Raw genomic sequence first — 18,131 nt, 5'->3', positions numbered from 1 at the left:
CCCTGCGCCCGCGGCACCATGGAGGTATGGGTCGTCGACGCGAACAGACGGATGCCGCCCCGCCGCGGCATCCGAAGACCTGTGCGTCCTGCGGCCGCACCATGGAGTACCGCGCGAAGTGGGCGGCGAACTGGGACGCGGTCAAGTACTGCTCGGACGCGTGCCGTCGGCGGGGCGTGACACCGGTCGACCGCGCCCTCGAGGCGTGCATTCGGCAGACGCTCGCCGCGCGCGCGGCGACGTCGTCGATGTGTCCCTCCGAGGCCGCCAAGGACGTCGGCGGCGAGGAGTGGCGCGAGCTCATGGAGCCCGCGCGGCGGGCAGCGCGACGCCTCGTGGCGGAAGGCGAGGTGGAGATCACTCAGGGCGGGCGCGTCGTCGATCCGTCCACGGCGAAGGGGCCGATCCGCATCCGGCGTCGCCCCGCCTCCGGTGCGACGATGGAAGCATGAGCACTTCGATCTTCCCCCGCCCGATCGACTGGGCCGAAGGCCGCTGGACCCATGAGCCCGCGGCCGTCGAGCGGCGCGGCGACGAACTGGTCGTCACGGCCGTCGAGGGAAGCGACGCGTGGCTGCGCACGGCGTACGGGTTCGAGCACGCGTCCGAGCACGGCCTCATCGCCCCGCTCCCCGTCGGCAGGGCGATGGAGGTGGAGTTCACCGCCGACTTCACCGAGCAGTTCGACCAGGCCGGCATCTTCGTGCGGATCGACGCGGAACGGTGGATCAAGAGCGGTGTCGAGTTCTGCGACGGCGAGCTCGGCGCGGGAGCGGTGGTCACCGACCGCCGCTCGGACTGGTCGGTCGGCGCGGTGCCGGAATGGAGCGGCCGTCGACTGGTCATCCGGGTCAGCCGGGGTGAGGATGCGATCACCGTGCGCGGCGGCGTTGCCGGCGGTGCCGCCGGCGAGGCTATGCGGCTGCTTCGGCTCGCCCCGTTCGACGGCGCCGCCGACGCCGCGGCGGGGCCGCTCGTGGCAGCGCCTTCCCGAGCGGGTCTGACGGTGGTGTTCCACGCCTGGCGGATGACGGCGGCCGACGCGTCGATCCACTGATCCGGCCTCCGGGCGCCTCTGCAGGCGTACGCTCTCAGCATGATCGAGCTGCTGGCACTCGGAGGCGTCGCCGCCGGTGTCACGGCCGTGGTGCTGTGGATCACCAGGCCACGGGGTCGCTCCGGCCCGGCGCCGCATGACGACACCCTCCGCGCAGGAAAGCCCGGCGTCCCCTCGTCGTACGAGGCGGCGCGGCGCGCCGAGGGCAAGGCATCGTGGACGCGGATCTCCGGATCGTGACGGCTCGCGCGGAGGCTGCTACACCGCCGCCGGCCGGATGTCGCAGGCTCCAGCCACCCGCAGCACCGCGCCGCGGTCATCCCGCAGCAGCGTCCAGAGGGTATGCGTGCACGATCGGCACCGCACGATGAAGGCATCGCGGTCGGCCTCGACGCGCCATTCGGCGAGCGGCGCCGTGGCGCGGCATCCCCCGCATTCCAGCATCAGCATGCTGAGGTCTCCGGCAAGGAGATCCTGGAGGGCGCCGACCACCGCGTTGCCGTCGACGATATGCGCGGTGTGAGGATCGTCTCGGCCCGGGTGCGTGGCGCGGTCGTTCGCCTGGTCGGTGGACCCGGTCTGGTCGTCGGACATCGTCATCCTCCGAATCGTTCGGTGCGGACGCGGGCCGGGTCGTGGCCGGCGGCGACCATGGCGTCTGCGGCGGCTTCGACGAACCGCGTCGGCCCGCAGATGAAGGTGAGGGGACGCTGCGAGGGCGGCCAGGTCGCCGCCGCGACCCGGTCGGCGGTGAGGCGCCCGACGGGCTCGGCCCATCCCTCCGGCGCTTCGCGGGTGTAGGCCCAGGTGAGGTCGAGCGAGCGCTGAGACAGGCCCAGGATCTCGTCGCGGTAGAGCGCGTCGCCGGGTGTGCGCACCGAGTAGAGCAGACGGAACGGCGCGGTGCTCGCCGACCTGTCGTGCGCGCGCGCCATCGCGAGCAGCGGCACGATTCCCGACCCTCCGGCGATGAGCTGCACCGGGTCGGTGTCGGTCTCATGCCAGACGAAGTATGCGCCGAGCGGACCCTTCACCTCGAGCATGTCGCCGACCTCGGCGGCCTGGACGAGGTAGGGAGACACCTCGCCGTCGGGCACGGTGTCGACGGCGAGTTCGACGCGCTCACCCGGACCAGACGACGCGATCGAGTACGACCGTTCCGCCTGGTAGCCGTCCTCCGCGGTGAGGCGGATGTCGAGGTGCTGTCCGGGGTCGTTCCCGGGCCAGCCGGCCACATCGAGGGTGAGGACGCGAGCGTGGCTCGTGGTCGGCCGCACCGCCGCGATCCGCGCCGGCAGCCACCCGGTCGTCCTCACCAGTACCGCTCCTCCAGCCAAGGGTCGCCGCGCAGGTGGTAGCCGTTCTGCTCCCAGAAACCCGGGTCGTCGTGCTGCTGCATGACGAGCCCTCGTACCCATTTGGCGCTTTTCCAGAAGTACAGGTGCGGCACGAGCAGCCGGGCCGGGCCGCCGTGCTCGGGGTCGAGGGGCTCGCCGTCGAACTCGTAGGCGACCCAGGCCTTGCCGTCGAGCAGGTCTTCGAGCGGCACGTTCGTGGTGTACCCGCCGTAGGAGTGCGCCATGACGAAGTCGAAGCTCGTCTCGACGTCTTCGAAGAGCGTGTCGAGCGCGACGCCGCGCCACGAGGTGCCGAGCTTCGACCAGCGTGTGACGCAGTGGATGTCGGTGGAGACCTCCTCCGACGGCAGGGCCGTGAACTCGTCCCAGCTCCACCTCGCCGTCTCGCCGGTCTCGGTGCGGATCGAGAACGACCACTCCGTGAGCGGGATGCGCGGCGTCGGACCGGCCGACAGAACCGGGAAGTCGGTGGTGAGGTACTGGCCGGGCGGTAGATCCGGGTCGGCGTCGCGCCGACGCGAGCCGAATCCGCGGGTGAATTGGGCCATCGGAACCTGCTTTCGCGGGGGTGGTGCCGAACCGGGGTGACGCTCTGCCGCGAGCCTAGGGCGCGTGCGCGCGCCGCTCAACCCACTGCGGCGCGTCGCCGGCGCGGGGAGCGTCCTCAACTCCTGCAGAATTCATCGCGGAGCGCGTAGCGAACCCTTTCCACACCCTTTCGCCTCGATGGTGCAGGAGTTGGGGACGCCACGGGTCACCCACCGACGGCGGCGGCCTTCGCCCGCAGCACCTCGGCCTCACGCTCGTTCCCGGTCAGGGCCGCGGCGGCCAAGAGCTCGGCCCGCGCCTCTTCCGCGCGCCCCAGGCGTGCGAGCAGCTCGCCCCGCACGCTCGGGATGAGGTGCGACCCGCGCAGCGCCCCGCCTGCCGCGATCCGGTCGACCATCGTCAACGCCGTCCCGGGTCCGGTGGCCATCGACACGGCGACGGCGTGGTTGAGATCCACGACCGGACTCGGGGCGATCCGGCCCAGCGCCTCGTAGAGCACGACGATCGCGTCCCAGTCCGTGTCGGCGAAGGATCCCGCGATCGCGTGCTGCTCGGCGATCGCGGCCTGCAGCGCATACGACCCGCGGCCGCGCCCGAGCGCGTCCGCCCGCGCGAGCGCCGCGCGGCCGCGCAGGATGTGGGCCCTGTCCCATCGGTTCCGGTCCTGGTCGTTCAGCAGAACCGGTCGGCCCGTGGCGTCGGTGCGGGCGCCGAAGCGCGAGGCCTGCAGCTCCATGAGGGCCACGAGCCCCCAGGCATCCGGCTCGCGGGGCATCAGGGCGGTGAGCATCCGGCCGAGCCGGAGAGCCTCCACGGCGAGGTCCGCCCGCACCCATCGGTCACCGCTCGTCGCGGCATACCCCTCGGTGAAGATGAGGTAGACCACGCTCAGGACGGTCTGCAGCCTTCCCGGCCATTCACCCGGGTCCGGCGTCTCGAAGGGCACCTTCGCGGCGTGCAGGGTCTTCTTCGCCCGGGTGATGCGCGCCTGCACGGTCGGGACGGGCACCAGCAGCATCCGCGCGATCTCGGGTGTCGTCAGACCGCCGACGACGCGCAGGGTCAGAGCGACCTGCGATTCGCGCGACAGCGCGGGGTGGCACGCGGTGAAGACGAGCCGCAGCACGTCGTCGTCGATCGGCTCCCACGCGTCATCGGTCAGCTCGGCCAGGTCGTTCGCGATCGCGCGGTGCCGCTCGTCGAGCGCCGAGCGGCGGCGCCACGCGTCCACCGCGCGACGTTTGGCCACGGCCGTCAGCCACGCGCCGGGGTTGTCGGGCACCCCGTTCTCGCGCCACGATCCGAGGGCTTCGACGATCGCCTCCTGGGAGACGTCCTCGGCGAGGGCGACGTCCCCGGTCGCCCTCGCCACCGACGCGACGATGCGCGCGCCCTCCATGCGCCAGACGGCATCCAGCACACGGGTCGGGTCGGCGCTCATTCGGTGCCGAGCTCCTCGCGCCAGCCCTTCTCCTTCTGGATGTACTCGTTGTCCGCGTAGTCCTCGAAGTCGGACTCGTCGGTCATCCGGCGCACCTCGATCTTGTTGCCGGGGCCCAGGGGGGCCTTCTTCGCCCACTCGACGGCCTCTTCCTGCGAGCCGACCTGCAGCGTCCAGAAGCCGTTGAACAGCTCGTGCACCTCGCCGTAGGGACCGTCGGTCACGATCGGCGCTTCGCCGGTGAACTTCACGACCGACCCCTGCGCGGCGTCGGTCAGTCCATCGCCGCCGAGGAGCACCCCCGCCTTCATCATCGACTCGTTGTAGGCGCCCATCGCGTTGATGATCGCCTCGAAGTCCATGTCTTCGTAGTTCTCGACCGAGCCGCTGTTGCGCATGATGAGCATGTACTTGGGCATGAGTTCTCCGTTTCGTTCGGGGAGGAAGGGCCCTCCCACTATCGCGTCGAACCGGCGAACACGAAATCGACATCGCCGTGAGAAAAGATTCCGGATGCCGCGACGCGGCGAGCCGCGGCATCCGCTTCCCCCCTTCGCAGCGACCGGCGGGCACAATGCCATTCATGTGGCTGTATCAGCTGCCGGTCGGGGTGTCCCTGCCCGGTTTCGTCGTTGTGTTCGTCGCCGTGTCGCTGCTGATCGTCGTCGCGCTCCGACGCTGGGTGCCGGGCGAGAAGAAGCAGATGCGCGAGTGGGACCGCATCCTGGCGTACGTCATGGCCACCTTCGGTGTGCTCTACGGCGTGACCCTCGCCCTCATCGCGGCGGCGTCGTACGAGAACTACCGCGGTGTGGAAGAGATCGTCAGAGACGAAGCCGCCGCCGTCGCCGTGCTCTACCGCGACACCGCGGGACTCCCCGAGCCCGAGCGCGACGAGCTCCAGTCGCTCATCGTCGACTACGTCGATCACGTGATCGAGGTGGATTGGGCGGCGCAGCGCGCGGGGGAGATCCCCTCCCAGACGGTCGCGGAGGTCACGCAGATCGAAGAGATCCTCTTCTCCTTCGAGCCCGAGGGCGACGGGGAGTCCAACGTGCACGCGGCGACCATCCGGTCGTTCAACGAGTTCATGTCAGCGCGGAGTCAGCGCATCGGCGTGATCGGGCTGGAGCTCCCCGGCATCCTGTGGTTCGTGCTGTACTCGGGCGCGGCGATCACGGCGGTGCTGATCGGCATGATCCAGATGGGGCGGTTGCGCACCCACCTCGTCATGGCCGCGGTGCTGGCCTCGTACGTGGCCATCGTCATCTTCACGATCGCGAGTTTCGATCACCCGTACATGGGCCCGGTCGCTGTCGACACCGAGTACTTCGAAGAGGTGCAGGAGTGGCTCTTCGACCGCGCCGGCTGACGCCGGCGGCATTTTGCTCGGGCGCCGCTCTGTCGCGATCGGTTCGTTCTGCGACATGCTGACGTGATGAGCGAGGATGCCCCGGCCGACACCCGTGGCGGTGCGGTCGAGAACACCGTCGACACCCTGATCGGCCAGGTGAGGTTCGCGCGTCACACCCTTCAGCGCCGCGCGAACGCCGAAGTGATCGGCCTGTACTGGCAGATCGGCGCCACGATCCTCGCGGAGGAAGATGCCGGCGAAGACCAGGATGCTGCGCTGGAGGCCCTCGCACACGCGCTTCGTCAGGCCTACCCGACGATGGCGAGCCTCTCGGTCGAAAACCTGCGTGAGATGCGCGCCTTCGCCGCGTCGTGGCCGGCGCGGAGCGGCATCGTCCAGCAGCCGGTCGGCCAGCTGCCGTGGGGACACGTCGTGGTGCTGCTCGTACGCCTCGACGACCAGCGCCTCCGCGAGTGGTATGCCGGCAAAGCCGTGCAGCACACCTGGAGTCGCGCGGAGCTGATCGGCCACATCGATGCGGCCCGGCACGACACCGACTCCGACATGCCGCAGAACTTCGCCGCCGCCCTCCGCCGCGCCGACTCCGCGCTCGCTGCCCAGCTCAACGCCGACCCCGACACCGTCGGCTTCCTCGCCGTGGGGATCGACCTGGGTCGCACGGCACGAGGTCCGGCACGGGCCTGAGCGTCAGTCGCCGACCCGGCCGGTGAAGGCGTCCATCGACGAGTAGACGCGGAACACCCGACCCGCGATGGCATCCCAGGTCCTCGTCGGCAGCACGCCGCGGAGGGCCATCGCGAGCTTCACCGTCCACGGGCGCAGCACCATCGGCGTGCCCCGGAGCATTCCGCGCCACGCGGCCGCCGTGGCCTGGACCGGAGTCATGATGGGGGTCAGCAGCGGCCCGCGGGCGCCGGCGAACATGCCCGTCGACACATAGCTCGGGCAGAACGTCGTCACCGCGATGTGTCGGTGGCCGGCGGCGGCGAGCTCCAACCGCACCGACTCGCTCCAGCCGATCATCGCCCACTTCGACGCGGCGTACACGCTCATGCGCGGATTGGCGAGGGTGCCGGCGGCCGAGGCGATATTGAGGATGCGCTTCGGGCGCGACGGGTCGGCGATCATCTGGGGGAGCACCTCGCGGGTCAACCACATGGCAGCAAGGGTGTTGACCCGGATGGTCGCCTCGATGTCGTTCATCAGGTCGTGCTCCCAGAAGGGCGCGCCACGGACGATGCCGGCGTTGTTGATCAGGATGTCGGGTGCCCCGACCTCCTCGCGGACCCGCGCCACCCCGTCGCGTATCGACCCCGGCTGCGAGACGTCCACGGCGTAGGCGCGCACGTCTACTCCCGACCGACCGAGGTCGGCCGCGAGCGCCGAGGCGCGTTGCTCGTCGATGTCCCACAGCGCGACGGCGCGGGCGCCGGCCGCGACCGCGCGCCGGGCGTACAGCTCACCCATCCCTCGCGCGCCGCCGGTGATGAGCACGACGGCGCCGCGCACCGGATTCTTCTGGCTGGTCCGCGTCATCGCGTCCTCTCCTCGGCAGCGTGACCACGCACACTTCCCCGCCGCCGTCCAGGTCTGTGGCCGCACCCGGCCTGCGTGCCATCATCGCGCAACGCCAACGGTCAGGAGACATCATGTCCACGTATCAGGTCGGGTATTTCATCGGCAGCCTTTCGTCGACATCCATCAATCGGGTGCTCTCGAAGGCGCTCATCCGGCTCGCGCCGGACGATCTCGAATTCACCGAGATCCCCATCGGCGACCTCCCCCTCTACAGCCCCGACTTCGACAGCGACTATCCGCCGGAGGCGCGCGCTCTGAAGGAGGCGATCGGTGCTTCCGAGGCGCTGATGTTCGTCACCCCCGAGTACAACCGCAGCATCCCCGGCGCGCTGAAGAACGCGATCGACTGGGCATCGCGGCCCTGGGGCGAGAACTCGTTCGAGCACATCCCGGCGGCGGTCGTCGGAGCGTCGATCGGGCAGATCGGCACCGCCGTGGCGCAGCAGAGCCTGCGGGGCGTGCTCAGCTACTGCAATGCCCGGCAGATGACCGCGCCCGAGGCGTACATCCAGTTCTCCGAGGAGGTCTTCGGGCCGGACGGCGAGGTCCACCGGGAAGACACCGAGACCTTCCTGCGCGACTTCATGCGCGAGTTCCGCGACCACGTCGAACGGGTGCTCACGGTCCTTCCCCGCTGACATCCACTCCATTACATCCTCTCAACGAACTTACAGCTACTGCGCGCTAATCTGCAGTTACTGCAAGTTACGTCGAAGGGATGATCATGATGTCAACGGATGGCACAGGCGCGGCTGCCGCGCCTGTGCTCCGGGCCCGGGGGCTCACCCGGACCTACGGGAAGGGCGAGTCCGCGTTCACCGCGCTCCGCGGCGTCGACCTGAGTGTCGAACGCGGCCAGTCGGTTGCAATCGTCGGCAAATCCGGATCGGGCAAGTCGACCCTGATGCACCTGCTGGCACTCCTCGACAAGCCGACCAGCGGTGACGTCGAGGTGGAGGGCCGGCCCGCGTCGCGGCTGCGCGCGGGCGAGCTGAATCCGCTGCGGAACAAGACCTTCGGGTTCGTCTTCCAGCAGTTCTTCCTCACCGCCGGGCAGACGGTGTTCGAGAACGTCAGCCTGCCGCTCGTGATCGCCGGGATGCCCGCCGCCGAGCGGCGCGAGCGCACGATGGCCTCGCTCGAGGCCCTCGGCCTCGCCGACAAGGCGAGGAATCGCGCGAACGACCTCTCGGGCGGACAGAAGCAGCGTGTGGTGATCGCCCGCGCGCTGGTGAACGACCCGTCGGTGATCTTCGCCGACGAGCCCACCGGCAACCTCGACACCACGACCGGTGCTCAGGTCGAAGACATCCTGTTCGGCCTTCAGCGCGACCGCGGCATCACCCTCGTCGTCGTCACCCACGACCCCGACCTCGCCGCGCGCTGCGACAGCGCGGTCACGATCGCCGACGGGCAGATCGTCTCGCGGACGGGGGTGGCGGCATGAAGACCACGCGCATGAAGACCACCGATATCGTGCGGATGGCGTCGAAGAACGCCTTCCGCAGCAAGCTGCGCACCACCCTCACCGTCCTGAGCCTCTTCGTCGGCGCCTTCACCCTGACGCTCACGACGGCTCTGGGTGCCGGGATCAACGACTACGTCGAGCGGCAGGTCGCGACCCTGAGTGCCGGCGACATCCTGCTGGTCAGCCCCGCCGCGGGTGTGGAGACCGACGACGGCCCCACCGAGTACGACCCGGAGGGCCGTCAGCAGGGCGCCGCGGGCAACCCTCTCACCTCGGGCACCCTGCTGAACGCCGACGACATCGACACCATCGAGCAGATCGAGGGCGTCCGCAGCGTCGAGCCGATCAACCAGATCTCAGTGGACTGGATCGCCGCCTCCGACTCCTCCGCCGACACCCGTTACGACCTCGACATCAACCCGACGTCCTCCATCGGCCGCAGCGACCTCGTCGCCGGCGCCCAGCTCGATCAGGACACCTCGGAGAACGAGATCGTCCTCCCCGAGGAGTTCGTCGACGCGCTCGGGTTCGACGATGCCGACGCCGCGATCGGCGAAAGGGTGACCCTCGGCTACACCGACGCCGCCCAGCAGGACCAGCAGGTCGACGCCACCGTCGTCGGGGTCGCCCGCGAGAGCCTCTTCGCCGCCGGGGCCGGCGCGAACGCCGCTCTGACCACCGAGGTCGCCGACGCGCAGGCGGTCGAGGGGCAGCCCGAGGCGTGGCCGCTCGCCGTCGCGCAGCTCGAGCACGACGAGGGTGAGACGCCGACGGCGGAGGAGATCCAGAGCGTTCAGGATGACCTCGCCGACGCCGACCTCGCCGGCCAGACCATCGAGGATCAGCTGGGCATCGTCCAGACCATCATCAACGGCATCATCGGCGTCCTGAACGCCTTCGCGGTGGTGGCTCTCGTCGCGGCATCCTTCGGTATCGTCAACACCCTGCTGATGAGCGTGCAGGAGCGCACGCGCGAGATCGGCCTGATGAAGGCGATGGGAATGTCCAACGGCAGGGTGTTCACCCTGTTCAGCCTCGAGGCGGTCTTCATCGGCGTCCTCGGATCGGTGATCGGCGCCCTCGTCGCCATCGGTCTCGGCTCGATGCTGTCCGTCGCGCTCGCCGACACGGTGCTGTCGGGCTTGCCGGGACTGCAGATCCTGCTGTTCACGCCCGGGAACGTGATCGGCGTCATCGTCATCATCATGCTCATCGCGTTCGTCTCCGGCGTGCTCCCCGCACGTCGAGCCGCCCGGCAGGACCCCATCGAGTCGCTACGGTACGAGTGACGAAAAGAGCCGCAGATCATGTCGACCCCCCCTCCGAATCGCCGCCGCGACGCGGTCGAGAAGACCCGCGCCATCGAGCGCGCGGCGACCGACCTCGTCCTCGAGCACGGCTACGAGGCGGTCACGGTCGACATGATCTGCGAGCTCGCCGGAGTGAGTCAGCGCACGTTCTTCAACCACTTCAAGACGAAGGATGCCGCTCTGCTCGGCGTGGACCCGCCCACGGTCGACGAGCGCGCAGCGCGCGCGTTCATCGTCTCGACCGGTCCGCTCCTGGCGGGTGCGGCGCAGCTCATCCGGGTCGACCCCGGGGGGCTCGACGCCGACCCGCAGCAGCTGGCCCGGCGCATCCGCGCGATCGGGAGCAACCCGATGCTCATCACTCGGCAGCTCGAGCGGATCGAGGCCGTCGAGTCGGAGGTGCGCGAGATCCTCGTGCTGCGGCTGAAGAACCAGTACCCCGACGAAGACCCCGCCGAGCGCGAGCGCCAGGCGGGGCTCATCGTCTCTCTCGTCGCCGGCCTCATGCGCTTCATCGGACGCAGCTGGGCGACCGAGGCGGCCGCGGGCCGCATCCCCGACGTCGACCCGGCCGCGATCGAGCGCCTGCTGCACCAGGTGCTTCCGAAGCTCGGCTGACCGGGGATGCCGCGGCGGCGCCGGTCGTCGCGGGGGTGGCCGTCGTCGTGGCCTCGGTCGTCGGCGTGGTCGTGCTCCCCCCTCGGCGATCTCTCTTGTCACGGTCCGATGGCGCGGATGCGACCGAGGATGGGTGAATGTCCGAGGGTGGCGCATCGCTCGATCCCCGCGACCGGGGATGCTGCGGCGCACCGGCATAGGGTGAGGGCATGTCTCACCCCGAGCCACGCCCGCCGCGCAAGTCCCTCCGTGAGCGGATGCGCGAGGAGGGTGGCTGGTTCAATTGGATGAACGCCGCGCTCATCCGCAAGGCCGGGCCCGCCGCGGTCGGGCCCTACGACACCGAGCCCGAGCCCGAGCGCACCGAACGGCCCTGCCCCCTGTGCGGAGCCGCGATGTCGCAGCACACCTTCGACCGCAGCGGCCCGCGCCCCCGCATGTTCTGCCCGCAGGGATGATCGAGATCGATGCAGCACGGATCGATGGCGAGCTCGTCCGCGGGCTGATCGCCGAGCAGTTCCCCGCGTGGGCGCACCTTCCCGTTTCTCCGGTGCCGCGGGGCGGCAACGACCACCGCATGTTCCGCCTCGGCGATGCGCTGTCCGTCCGGCTGCCCTCCGCGCCGGGCTACGTGCCGCAGGTGGCCAAAGAGCAGCGGTGGCTGCCTCACCTCGCCCCCGCACTTCCTCTGCCGATCCCGACGGTGCGGGCCGAGGGCAGGCCGAGCCCGGCCTTCCCCGCGCCCTGGTCGATCTACGGATGGATCGAGGGGGATCCGGTCGTCGACGGCCGGACCGGCAGCGACGAGCACTGGGCGGCGGACCTCGCCGACTTCCTCGTCGCTCTCCGCGGAATCGATGCCCGGGGAGGCCCGGAACCGGGCCTCCACAGCGGATACCGCGGGGGCCCGCTCGCGCACTACGACGACGAGACCGCGCGCATCGTGCCCCGCGTGTCGGGGCGCGAGCGCGATGTCGCCCGGGGACTCTGGCGCGACGCGCTCGATGCGTCGTTCGACGGACCGCCGGTCTGGGTGCACGGCGACGTCTCGGCGAACAACCTGCTCTCCCGTGACAAACGACTGGGTGCGGTCGTGGATTTCGGATGCTCCGCCGTCGGCGATCCCGCCTGCGACACCGTCATCGCGTGGACCTTCTTCGAGGGCGCCGCGGCGGGGATCTTCCAGCGGGAACTGGCGGTCGACGACGCGACCTGTGTGCGAGGGCGCGGCTGGGCTCTGTGGAAGGCGCTCCTCATGCTCGGCAGCGCGCACTCCGCGCAGGTGGTCGAGGCCCGCCGCGTGCTCGCGCGGCTCTTCGCCGAGGCGTGAGCGGCGGCATCCGCTTCTCTCGCCGGTGAAGCATCCCCGAATCGGCCCGGCGCCCACGGCCTACACTGGAAACGCCCCGATCCCCGTTCGAAACGCCGTCATGCCTGCTGCCGCCACCCCCCGCACGTTCCGTGTGCGAGACCTGCAGCTCGCGCGTGCCCTGTTCGCGGCGATCGTGGCGGTGATGATCACGTTCTCGCCCGATCACTCGGCCGCCATCGGCCTGTCGGTCTTCAGCGGCTTCGCGATCGCCACCGGCCTGGTGTTCCTCCTCGCCGCATGGCTCGTGTACCCGGCCGGGGTGCGGTGGCAGGCGATCCTCCTGGGCGTCCTGAATATCGTCGCCGGCATGGCCGGCGGCATCCCGGCCTGGCGCTCGGAGGTCACCTTCGTCGTGATCGTGGCCGCGTGGGCGCTCGCGACCGGGCTCACCGAGGCCCTGGCGTCGTGGCGCGAGGTGCGCCTTTCGCGCGGGGCGCCCGAGCTGGCCGTCGCCGCGCGCGAAGCGCGGGACGGTCTCGCGGTCGGTCTCATCACGCTCGTCTTCGGGATCGCCCTCCTCGCCGTGCCGGTGTCGTACGCGCTGGAGTACACCATCGACGAGGCGGGGACCTTCACCCTCACCGGCACCACGATCGGGGTCGGCATCCTGGGCGGCTATGCCGCCATCATCGCGGTGTGGCTGGCGATCGCCGGCTTCTCGCCGCGCACGGAGGCGGCCCCCCGGACCGCCGAACCCATCGGTGGCGCCGCTGCGGTGTCATCCCCGGAGGACTCCCGATGACCGACAAGCTCACCCGCCGCGATCTGCTCAAGCCCGTGCAGCTGCTGGGGCTCGCCTTCGCTGCGGCGATCTTCGCCGGCTTCGTCACGCTCATGTCGATGGGGTTCTTCCAGCAGGGCGGTGGCGAACAGGCGTCGCGGGCGCTCGTGGTCGGCGCCATCGTCGCGGGGGTGACCTTCATCGTCACGCTGCTGATCCTGTCGCTGCTGCTGCTCGCGGTCGATCCGGCTACGGTGCAGAAGCCGGTGGATCGCCCGGTGCTCTACGACGACCCCGCCGACGCGCCCGACGCCCCCGGCGGCGGGTCGACCACCCCGTAGGCGTTCAGACGCGGACGGCGCGGCTGAAGCGGGTGTGGAACCCCGGATGCCGCGTCGGCATCGCCAGCACCGAGTCCGGCGTTCGACCGGCGAGCCCTCCGAGCCCGGCATCCGACACGAGAGCGTCGTCGAGGGCGCGCACCCGCGCCTCGACGAGCGGCCACGGCGCGTGCTCGTTGGCGGCCCAGATCGTCTGCCCGAGGTGCGTCTCGTGGAAGCCCCAGCGTGCGGTGAGGAAGCGCGAGAGCGCGGTGTCGACCGCGGCGGTGTCGCGTTCGACGGCGATGCGGGTACCGGGTCCGACGGCCCGGCCGTCGGCGCGGCGGCGCCGGGAGCGGTACTCGATGAGCGGGCCGGCGTCGCGCATGCCGATCCTCGCCCAGCGGTAGGGGAGCCCGAAGATCGCGCGCGCCGCGAGCACCGGGGCGAGGTGCTCGGCCTCGAGGGTGCGGAAGACGACGCCCCGCCGCCCGGCGGCGTCGACCCCGTAGGTGCGGACGTTGACCTCGCGGAACGTGCCGACCAGCGGCACCGGGGGAAGCGGCAGGAACCGGAACTCGCTCAGCACGAACGGCACGAGCCCGACCCACGCCGACCCGTCGAAGACGTCGGGCTCGACGCCGCGGGGGAGCATCGGCGCGACCGCGGCCGGTTCGACTCGCCAGTGCAGGAAGACCGCGTCGCTCCAGCGCTGTGCGATGACCGCGCGCCGCGGGAGCGGCGGGGCCTCGCGCTCGAACGACACCCTTCGATTCTCGCGCCCCCGGGGCATCCCGGCTCCCGCTCAGCGGGCGGGCGGCACCAGATCGGCGGCGACGCCGACGTACCCGGCGGGCGTGAGGGCGAGCAGCCGCTCCTTCGCCTCATCGCCGATGTCGAGGCCGCGCACGAACTCCGCCAACTCCGGCGCGCCGACGCGGCGCCCGCGGGTGAGGTCCTTCAACAACGCGTAGGGGTCGGTGATCTGCGACCGGCCCGCGGTGATCTCGGCGCGCACCACGGTCTGGATGGCCTCGGCGAGCACCTCCCAGTTCGCGTCGAGGTCGGCCAGCAGCACGTCGCGGCGCAGCGAGATCTCGCCGAGCCCGCGCAGGAGGTTGTCGAGCGCGAGGAGCGAGTGCCCGAACGCCACGCCGATGTTGCGCTGCGTGGTCGAGTCGGTGAGGTCGCGCTGCAGCCGTGAGGTCACCAGCGTCGAGGCGAGGGTGGTGAACAGGCCTCCCGCGATCTCGAGGTTGGCCTCGGCGTTCTCGAAGCGGATCGGGTTGATCTTGTGCGGCATCGTCGACGACCCGGTCGCGCCGGCGACGGGGATCTGCGCGAAGTATCCGAGGGAGATGTAGGTCCAGACATCCGTCGCGAGATTGTGCAGGATGCCGCCGGCGTGACGGGCCCGGTCGTAGAGCTCGACCTGCCAGTCGTGCGATTCGATCTGCGTCGTGAGGGGGTTGAAGGTGAGCCCCAGCCCCTCGATGAACTCGCGCGCGATCGTCGGCCAGTTCACCTGCGGGTCGGCGGCGAGATGCGCCGACCACGTGCCCGTCGCGCCGGAGAACTTCGCGAGGTACTCGGAGTTCTGGATGCCGCGGGCCACCCGCTCCAGACGCCCGGCGAACACCGCCAGCTCCTTCCCCATGGTCGTGGGGGTTGCCGGCTGCCCGTGCGTGCGGGCCAGCATCGCGGCATCCCGGTGCTCGTCGGCCAGGTGCCAGAGGGCGGCGATCACCTCGCGGAGCTTCGGCAGCCACACATCGTGCACCGCACGCTTGACGGTGAGGGCGTACGCGGTGGAGTTGATGTCCTCGCTCGTGCACGCGAAGTGCGTGAGCTCGGCGATGCCGTCCTGACCGAGGGAGGTCAGGCGATCGCGCACGAGGTATTCGACGGCCTTGACGTCGTGACGCGTGACCGCCTCCTTCTCGGCGAGCCAGTCGATCTCAGCCTGCCCGAAGGACAGGTACAGCACCCGGAGGCGGTCTTTGTCCTCGGGGGAGAGCGGTCGGGTGCCGAACAGGGAGGACTCGGTCAGGGTGATCAGCCACTCGACCTCGACCTCGACGCGGGCTCGGTTGAGCCCCGCCTCGGAGAGGTAGTCGGCCAGCGGCGCGACCGCGGCCCGGTAGCGCCCGTCGAGTGGGCTGAGCGGCTGAGGGGGAAGAGAGGGCACGATGCTCCCGTGACGACGCGGCCCCGCGTCAGCACCTCACGGAGACGTGGTCGCGGGACGGATGGCGGGTTCCAGTTGCCGGAAGAGCGCCCGGCTCGCGTTCTCGATCATAGCGAGCACCTGATCGAACATCGCGGGGCCGGCGTAGTACGGGTCGGGCACATCCAGTCCGTCCGCGTGCGCGTCGAACGAGCGCAGCAGCGCGATCTTGTCGGCGTCGGTGTCGGTGGGCGCCCAGCCGCGGAGGATCCGCTCGTGACTGCGGTCGAGTGCCACGACGAGGTCGGTGCGGTCGAAGTCGGCGTGCGTGAACTGCCGCGCGCGATGGCGCGACCCGTCGTAGCCGCGGCGTTCCAGCGCCGCGAGCGTGCGTTCGTCGGCGCGCTCGCCCACGTGCCAATCGCCGGTGCCGGCGCTCGAAGACACGACGCGCGGGGCCAGTCCGGCTCGGTCGGCGAGCGCCCGGAAGACGACGTCCGCCATGGGGGAGCGGCAGATGTTCCCGGTGCACACGAACACCACGCGGAACGGCGCAGCAGACGAGGCGCTCGCGGTCATGGGTTCCATTCTGGGGGTGGAGGCGCGGCGTGCAAGGGGCATCGACGCTTCCTGCACAGCCCGGGATGCCGCGGCATCCGTTCACAGATCGACGCACCCGTCCCCGGCGTGGCGGGGCGCGCCCCCATCATCGTCCCATGCTCTCCACCGCCTGCTCCCCCGGCGCCGAGGCGAGTGCCGTCGCCCTGGCCGCCGTCGTCCGCGAGCTTCGCTCCCTCTCGGTCGCGCTCGCCGACGCGGCGGTCGTCGCCCGCTCCCTCGATCACGCCACCGGCTGGCGCGCCCGCGCCGCCGAGGCCTTCCACGAGAAGGCCGCGCTGTGGGCGGGGGACGTCTCGGGGCTGACCTGCCGGTTGGAGACGGTCATCCATGAGGCCCAGTGCGCCGGTGACCGTGCGGCGATGATGGCGGAGGGATGCTGGTGAGCGACGGCCTCGAGATCCGCGGCGGCGGCGCCGTCTCGGTCGACACCGAGTCGCTGCGTGAGGCGGCGGGGCGCTTCGATCGCATGGTCGACGATCTCGACGTGCTGCAGCGGCGCTTCGGTGCGGCGCGCGCCGAGCTGGCCGACGAGCGGCGCTACGGGTGGGCGGCGGCCGGGGCCGCGACGGTCTTCGCGCATGGGCTCGACGGTGCGATCGTCCAGGCGGTGCAGATCGCCGGCGACCTGCGCCACGCGGCCGCCGTGTACGAGCTGGTCGAGCTCGACGCCGAGCACTCCGCGCTGTCGGCGCGCGGCGACGACGCGGGTCTCGCCGCGCTCGAGCTGCGGCGGGCCGAGCTGCTGCGGCTCTTCCCCGGCGCCGACGGCGAGGCGTTCATCGCCCGCTTCGACCGGGCGGTGATGTGGCCGAGCTTCCTCGTCCGCCAGGCGACGGAGACGGGGACCGACCTCGGCGGCATCATCAGCGAGCTCGGCGCCGTCATCGGGGGCGTCGCGCTCGGCGGGGCGACGCTCGGCACCGCCGCGGTGTTCGGCATCGGCGGCTGGGGGCGGCTCGCGCATGATGCGCGCCTGAGTGGGGAGCCGGCGGCGGTCGCGCTGAGGTCGATGGCGGCGCCGCCGCGGACGACGGCGCCGCCCGACCTGGCGTCGGCCGCCGCCCGGGTGCCGGGTGCGGGGGACGCGAGGGTGCGGGTGGAGAAGTACACGATGCCCGACGGCACCGAGCAGTTCGCGGTGTACATCGCCGGCACGCAGTCGCTCGGTGTCGGCGGCGGCGACCCCTGGGACGCGCAGTCCAACGTCGAGCTGTACACCGGCAACCGCTCGGCATCGTACGAGGCGACCCTCGCCGCCCTCGAGGCCGCCGGAGCGAAGCCCGGCGACACCGTCCACGCCTTCGGTCACTCGCAGGGGGCGATGATCGCCGCCCACCTGGCGTTGGAAGGTCCGTACGACATGGCCACGGTGGTCTCGTTCGGATCGCCGGTCGAGGCGGACGTGGGCGACGACACCCTGGCCGTGGCCATCCGTCACTCGGACGACCCGGTCGCGATGCTCGCCGGGGGAGGGCATGAGACCGCGGTGGGCGCGCCCGGCAGCTTCACCGCCGAGCGCGAGGCGCACGCCGAGTCGGGTCTGGTGGATGCCGCGGTGCCCGCGCACACGATGCGCAGCTACGCCGAGAGTGCGGCGCTCGTCGACGCCTCGGGCGACCCGCGGGTGGCGGCCGTGCACGAGGTGTTCGCCGGGCTCGGTCAGGCAGAATCCGTCGCGGTCACCGAGTACGCGGCGTCGCGCCCGCAGGCGCCCGTGCCGGCGGCGCCTGCGGAGCGGGTCAGTCCTCGCGGCGGCGCGGACGCAGGATGATGCCGGCGATCCAGTTGATCACCGTGATGATCAGCGCTGCGATGATGCCGCCCCACCAGAACTCCTCGACGCGCAGCCCGAAGCTCCACCACTGCGTGAACCACGCGGTCAGCCACAGCAGGAAGCCGTTGATCAGAAGTCCGATCAGGCCGAGGGTCAGGATGTAGAGGGGGAAGGCCAGCACCTTGATGACGGTGCCGATGATGGTGTTGACGATCGCGAAGATCGCGGCCACGAGCAGCAGGGTGAGGATGAGCTGCAGCGTCTCGCCCGGCGCGAACGGGATGACGAAGACCTGAAGCGCGGGGATGAGGGTGACGACCCAGATCGCGAATGCGTTCACGACCACGCGGATGAGGAATCCCATGCGGTGAGTGTGCCATGCCGCCCGAGCGTCCGCGAGAC

At 70.9% G+C, this 18,131-nt stretch carries 25 protein-coding genes; 15 read left to right on the top strand and 10 right to left on the bottom strand.

Annotation, left to right across the window (positions count from 1 at the left end; all coding sequences use genetic code 11):
* Nucleotides 1-26 precede the first annotated feature (26 nt).
* Genes T9R20_RS16740 through T9R20_RS16730 form a run of 3 tightly spaced genes read left to right on the top strand, consistent with a single transcriptional unit; the run spans nucleotide 27 to nucleotide 1,297 of the window.
* Nucleotides 27-452, top strand: a complete 426-nt coding sequence (locus T9R20_RS16740; protein WP_322410468.1) for a DUF2256 and DUF3253 domain-containing protein — start codon at nucleotides 27-29, stop codon at nucleotides 450-452.
* Nucleotides 449-1,057 carry a DUF1349 domain-containing protein gene (locus tag T9R20_RS16735; RefSeq protein ID WP_322410467.1) on the top strand — a complete coding sequence of 203 codons (609 nt, stop codon included), beginning with the start codon at nucleotides 449-451 and terminating at the stop codon, nucleotides 1,055-1,057. Before T9R20_RS16740 ends, T9R20_RS16735 begins: the two co-directional genes overlap by 4 nt.
* A 39-nt stretch (nucleotides 1,058-1,096) precedes the next feature.
* On the top strand, nucleotides 1,097-1,297 hold the full coding sequence (locus tag T9R20_RS16730) for a hypothetical protein (protein ID WP_322410466.1): 201 nt from the start codon (nucleotides 1,097-1,099) through the stop codon (nucleotides 1,295-1,297).
* Nucleotides 1,298-1,315: 18 nt separating this feature from the next.
* Here T9R20_RS16730 and T9R20_RS16725 read toward each other — a convergent pair whose 3' ends face one another.
* From T9R20_RS16725 to T9R20_RS16705, 5 genes are all read right to left on the bottom strand, one after another.
* The gene (locus tag T9R20_RS16725) at nucleotides 1,316-1,657 is read right to left on the bottom strand and encodes a DUF6510 family protein (protein WP_322410465.1); all 342 of its coding nucleotides are present in this window, start codon (nucleotides 1,655-1,657) and stop codon (nucleotides 1,316-1,318) included.
* On the bottom strand, nucleotides 1,654-2,373 hold the full coding sequence (locus T9R20_RS16720; protein WP_322410464.1) for an FAD-binding oxidoreductase: 720 nt from the start codon (nucleotides 2,371-2,373) through the stop codon (nucleotides 1,654-1,656). Before T9R20_RS16720 ends, T9R20_RS16725 begins: the two co-directional genes overlap by 4 nt.
* Entirely contained in the window at nucleotides 2,370-2,963 is a 594-nt protein-coding gene (locus T9R20_RS16715) for a sulfite oxidase-like oxidoreductase (protein WP_322410463.1), read from the bottom strand. Before T9R20_RS16715 ends, T9R20_RS16720 begins: the two co-directional genes overlap by 4 nt.
* 206 nt (nucleotides 2,964-3,169) lie before the next feature.
* A complete protein-coding gene (locus tag T9R20_RS16710) occupies nucleotides 3,170-4,405 on the bottom strand; it encodes an RNA polymerase sigma factor (RefSeq protein WP_322410462.1) in 1,236 nt (411 codons plus the stop codon).
* Complete coding sequence (locus tag T9R20_RS16705) at nucleotides 4,402-4,824, bottom strand: YciI family protein (RefSeq protein ID WP_322410461.1); 423 nt, start codon at nucleotides 4,822-4,824, stop codon at nucleotides 4,402-4,404. The genes T9R20_RS16710 and T9R20_RS16705 overlap by 4 nt, the downstream gene beginning before the upstream one ends.
* Nucleotides 4,825-4,988: 164 nt before the next feature.
* Here T9R20_RS16705 and T9R20_RS16700 point away from each other — a divergent pair, with 164 nt between their 5' ends.
* Entirely contained in the window at nucleotides 4,989-5,777 is a 789-nt protein-coding gene (locus T9R20_RS16700) for a DUF4239 domain-containing protein (protein WP_322410460.1), read from the top strand.
* 66 nt (nucleotides 5,778-5,843) lie between these two features.
* Nucleotides 5,844-6,464 carry a DUF1016 N-terminal domain-containing protein gene (locus T9R20_RS16695; protein ID WP_322410459.1) on the top strand — a complete coding sequence of 207 codons (621 nt, stop codon included), beginning with the start codon at nucleotides 5,844-5,846 and terminating at the stop codon, nucleotides 6,462-6,464.
* 3 nt (nucleotides 6,465-6,467) lie between these two features.
* On the opposite strand, the gene T9R20_RS16690 is transcribed toward T9R20_RS16695, so the two are convergent.
* Nucleotides 6,468-7,316 carry an SDR family NAD(P)-dependent oxidoreductase gene (locus T9R20_RS16690; protein ID WP_322410458.1) on the bottom strand — a complete coding sequence of 283 codons (849 nt, stop codon included), beginning with the start codon at nucleotides 7,314-7,316 and terminating at the stop codon, nucleotides 6,468-6,470.
* Between the two features lie 113 nt (nucleotides 7,317-7,429).
* On the opposite strand from T9R20_RS16690, the gene T9R20_RS16685 reads away from it, so the two are divergent.
* From T9R20_RS16685 to T9R20_RS16650, 8 genes are all read left to right on the top strand, one after another.
* Nucleotides 7,430-7,996, top strand: a complete 567-nt coding sequence (locus T9R20_RS16685; protein WP_322410457.1) for an NADPH-dependent FMN reductase — start codon at nucleotides 7,430-7,432, stop codon at nucleotides 7,994-7,996.
* Between the two features lie 86 nt (nucleotides 7,997-8,082).
* Nucleotides 8,083-8,805: an ABC transporter ATP-binding protein gene (locus T9R20_RS16680; RefSeq protein WP_322410456.1), complete on the top strand. Its 723-nt coding sequence runs from the start codon at nucleotides 8,083-8,085 to the stop codon at nucleotides 8,803-8,805.
* Nucleotides 8,802-10,115, top strand: coding sequence for an ABC transporter permease (locus tag T9R20_RS16675; protein WP_322410455.1), 1,314 nt, complete (start codon nucleotides 8,802-8,804; stop codon nucleotides 10,113-10,115). Before T9R20_RS16680 ends, T9R20_RS16675 begins: the two co-directional genes overlap by 4 nt.
* A gap of 18 nt (nucleotides 10,116-10,133) precedes the next feature.
* Complete coding sequence (locus tag T9R20_RS16670) at nucleotides 10,134-10,754, top strand: TetR/AcrR family transcriptional regulator (RefSeq protein ID WP_322410454.1); 621 nt, start codon at nucleotides 10,134-10,136, stop codon at nucleotides 10,752-10,754.
* Nucleotides 10,755-10,963: 209 nt separating this feature from the next.
* Nucleotides 10,964-11,212, top strand: a complete 249-nt coding sequence (locus T9R20_RS16665) for a hypothetical protein (protein WP_322410453.1) — start codon at nucleotides 10,964-10,966, stop codon at nucleotides 11,210-11,212.
* Nucleotides 11,209-12,084: an aminoglycoside phosphotransferase family protein gene (locus tag T9R20_RS16660; protein ID WP_322410452.1), complete on the top strand. Its 876-nt coding sequence runs from the start codon at nucleotides 11,209-11,211 to the stop codon at nucleotides 12,082-12,084. Before T9R20_RS16665 ends, T9R20_RS16660 begins: the two co-directional genes overlap by 4 nt.
* Before the next feature lie 100 nt (nucleotides 12,085-12,184).
* On the top strand, nucleotides 12,185-12,868 hold the full coding sequence (locus T9R20_RS16655; RefSeq protein ID WP_322410451.1) for an acyl-CoA synthetase: 684 nt from the start codon (nucleotides 12,185-12,187) through the stop codon (nucleotides 12,866-12,868).
* Nucleotides 12,865-13,188 carry an amino acid transporter gene (locus T9R20_RS16650; RefSeq protein ID WP_322410450.1) on the top strand — a complete coding sequence of 108 codons (324 nt, stop codon included), beginning with the start codon at nucleotides 12,865-12,867 and terminating at the stop codon, nucleotides 13,186-13,188. The genes T9R20_RS16655 and T9R20_RS16650 overlap by 4 nt, the downstream gene beginning before the upstream one ends.
* Nucleotides 13,189-13,192: 4 nt before the next feature.
* On the opposite strand, the gene T9R20_RS16645 is transcribed toward T9R20_RS16650, so the two are convergent.
* The 3 genes from T9R20_RS16645 to T9R20_RS16635 are packed head-to-tail and all read right to left on the bottom strand — an operon-like array spanning nucleotide 13,193 to nucleotide 15,913.
* Nucleotides 13,193-13,933, bottom strand: a complete 741-nt coding sequence (locus tag T9R20_RS16645; protein ID WP_322410449.1) for a DUF2071 domain-containing protein — start codon at nucleotides 13,931-13,933, stop codon at nucleotides 13,193-13,195.
* 39 nt (nucleotides 13,934-13,972) lie between these two features.
* Entirely contained in the window at nucleotides 13,973-15,355 is a 1,383-nt protein-coding gene (gene purB, locus T9R20_RS16640; RefSeq protein ID WP_322410448.1) for an adenylosuccinate lyase, read from the bottom strand.
* A gap of 36 nt (nucleotides 15,356-15,391) precedes the next feature.
* Nucleotides 15,392-15,913: a low molecular weight protein-tyrosine-phosphatase gene (locus T9R20_RS16635; RefSeq protein ID WP_322410447.1), complete on the bottom strand. Its 522-nt coding sequence runs from the start codon at nucleotides 15,911-15,913 to the stop codon at nucleotides 15,392-15,394.
* A gap of 137 nt (nucleotides 15,914-16,050) precedes the next feature.
* Here T9R20_RS16635 and T9R20_RS16630 point away from each other — a divergent pair, with 137 nt between their 5' ends.
* Both T9R20_RS16630 and T9R20_RS16625 read left to right on the top strand, forming a co-directional pair.
* The gene (locus T9R20_RS16630; RefSeq protein ID WP_322410446.1) at nucleotides 16,051-16,338 is read left to right on the top strand and encodes a hypothetical protein; all 288 of its coding nucleotides are present in this window, start codon (nucleotides 16,051-16,053) and stop codon (nucleotides 16,336-16,338) included.
* A complete protein-coding gene (locus T9R20_RS16625) occupies nucleotides 16,329-17,726 on the top strand; it encodes a hypothetical protein (RefSeq protein ID WP_322410445.1) in 1,398 nt (465 codons plus the stop codon). The genes T9R20_RS16630 and T9R20_RS16625 overlap by 10 nt, the downstream gene beginning before the upstream one ends.
* Here the strand turns inward: T9R20_RS16625 and T9R20_RS16620 are convergent.
* The gene (locus T9R20_RS16620) at nucleotides 17,695-18,093 is read right to left on the bottom strand and encodes a phage holin family protein (RefSeq protein ID WP_322410444.1); all 399 of its coding nucleotides are present in this window, start codon (nucleotides 18,091-18,093) and stop codon (nucleotides 17,695-17,697) included. The genes T9R20_RS16625 and T9R20_RS16620 overlap by 32 nt on opposite strands.
* Nucleotides 18,094-18,131: the final 38 nt, after the last annotated feature.

Source organism: Microbacterium invictum (assembly GCF_034421375.1).
Classification (GTDB): domain Bacteria; phylum Actinomycetota; class Actinomycetes; order Actinomycetales; family Microbacteriaceae; genus Microbacterium; species Microbacterium invictum_A.
Note: the sequence above shows the minus strand (reverse complement) of the source record. Positions and strands in the feature narration are given on the sequence as shown.

Excerpts from the sequence above, each read along its gene's own strand:
- T9R20_RS16740 (WP_322410468.1), top strand. The coding sequence starts at position 27 with ATGGGTCGTCGACGCGAACAGACGGATGCCGCCCCGCCGCGGCATCCG.
- T9R20_RS16735 (WP_322410467.1), top strand. The coding sequence starts at position 449 with ATGAGCACTTCGATCTTCCCCCGCCCGATCGACTGGGCCGAAGGCCGC.
- T9R20_RS16730 (WP_322410466.1), top strand. The coding sequence starts at position 1,097 with ATGATCGAGCTGCTGGCACTCGGAGGCGTCGCCGCCGGTGTCACGGCC.
- T9R20_RS16725 (WP_322410465.1), bottom strand. The coding sequence starts at position 1,657 with ATGACGATGTCCGACGACCAGACCGGGTCCACCGACCAGGCGAACGAC.
- T9R20_RS16715 (WP_322410463.1), bottom strand. The coding sequence starts at position 2,963 with ATGGCCCAATTCACCCGCGGATTCGGCTCGCGTCGGCGCGACGCCGAC.
- T9R20_RS16710 (WP_322410462.1), bottom strand. The coding sequence starts at position 4,405 with ATGAGCGCCGACCCGACCCGTGTGCTGGATGCCGTCTGGCGCATGGAG.
- T9R20_RS16705 (WP_322410461.1), bottom strand. The coding sequence starts at position 4,824 with ATGCCCAAGTACATGCTCATCATGCGCAACAGCGGCTCGGTCGAGAAC.
- T9R20_RS16700 (WP_322410460.1), top strand. The coding sequence starts at position 4,989 with ATGTGGCTGTATCAGCTGCCGGTCGGGGTGTCCCTGCCCGGTTTCGTC.
- T9R20_RS16695 (WP_322410459.1), top strand. The coding sequence starts at position 5,844 with ATGAGCGAGGATGCCCCGGCCGACACCCGTGGCGGTGCGGTCGAGAAC.
- T9R20_RS16690 (WP_322410458.1), bottom strand. The coding sequence starts at position 7,316 with ATGACGCGGACCAGCCAGAAGAATCCGGTGCGCGGCGCCGTCGTGCTC.
- T9R20_RS16685 (WP_322410457.1), top strand. The coding sequence starts at position 7,430 with ATGTCCACGTATCAGGTCGGGTATTTCATCGGCAGCCTTTCGTCGACA.
- T9R20_RS16680 (WP_322410456.1), top strand. The coding sequence starts at position 8,083 with ATGATGTCAACGGATGGCACAGGCGCGGCTGCCGCGCCTGTGCTCCGG.
- T9R20_RS16675 (WP_322410455.1), top strand. The coding sequence starts at position 8,802 with ATGAAGACCACGCGCATGAAGACCACCGATATCGTGCGGATGGCGTCG.
- T9R20_RS16670 (WP_322410454.1), top strand. The coding sequence starts at position 10,134 with ATGTCGACCCCCCCTCCGAATCGCCGCCGCGACGCGGTCGAGAAGACC.
- T9R20_RS16665 (WP_322410453.1), top strand. The coding sequence starts at position 10,964 with ATGTCTCACCCCGAGCCACGCCCGCCGCGCAAGTCCCTCCGTGAGCGG.
- T9R20_RS16660 (WP_322410452.1), top strand. The coding sequence starts at position 11,209 with ATGATCGAGATCGATGCAGCACGGATCGATGGCGAGCTCGTCCGCGGG.
- T9R20_RS16655 (WP_322410451.1), top strand. The coding sequence starts at position 12,185 with ATGCCTGCTGCCGCCACCCCCCGCACGTTCCGTGTGCGAGACCTGCAG.
- T9R20_RS16650 (WP_322410450.1), top strand. The coding sequence starts at position 12,865 with ATGACCGACAAGCTCACCCGCCGCGATCTGCTCAAGCCCGTGCAGCTG.
- T9R20_RS16635 (WP_322410447.1), bottom strand. The coding sequence starts at position 15,913 with ATGACCGCGAGCGCCTCGTCTGCTGCGCCGTTCCGCGTGGTGTTCGTG.
- T9R20_RS16630 (WP_322410446.1), top strand. The coding sequence starts at position 16,051 with ATGCTCTCCACCGCCTGCTCCCCCGGCGCCGAGGCGAGTGCCGTCGCC.
- T9R20_RS16625 (WP_322410445.1), top strand. The coding sequence starts at position 16,329 with ATGCTGGTGAGCGACGGCCTCGAGATCCGCGGCGGCGGCGCCGTCTCG.
- T9R20_RS16620 (WP_322410444.1), bottom strand. The coding sequence starts at position 18,093 with ATGGGATTCCTCATCCGCGTGGTCGTGAACGCATTCGCGATCTGGGTC.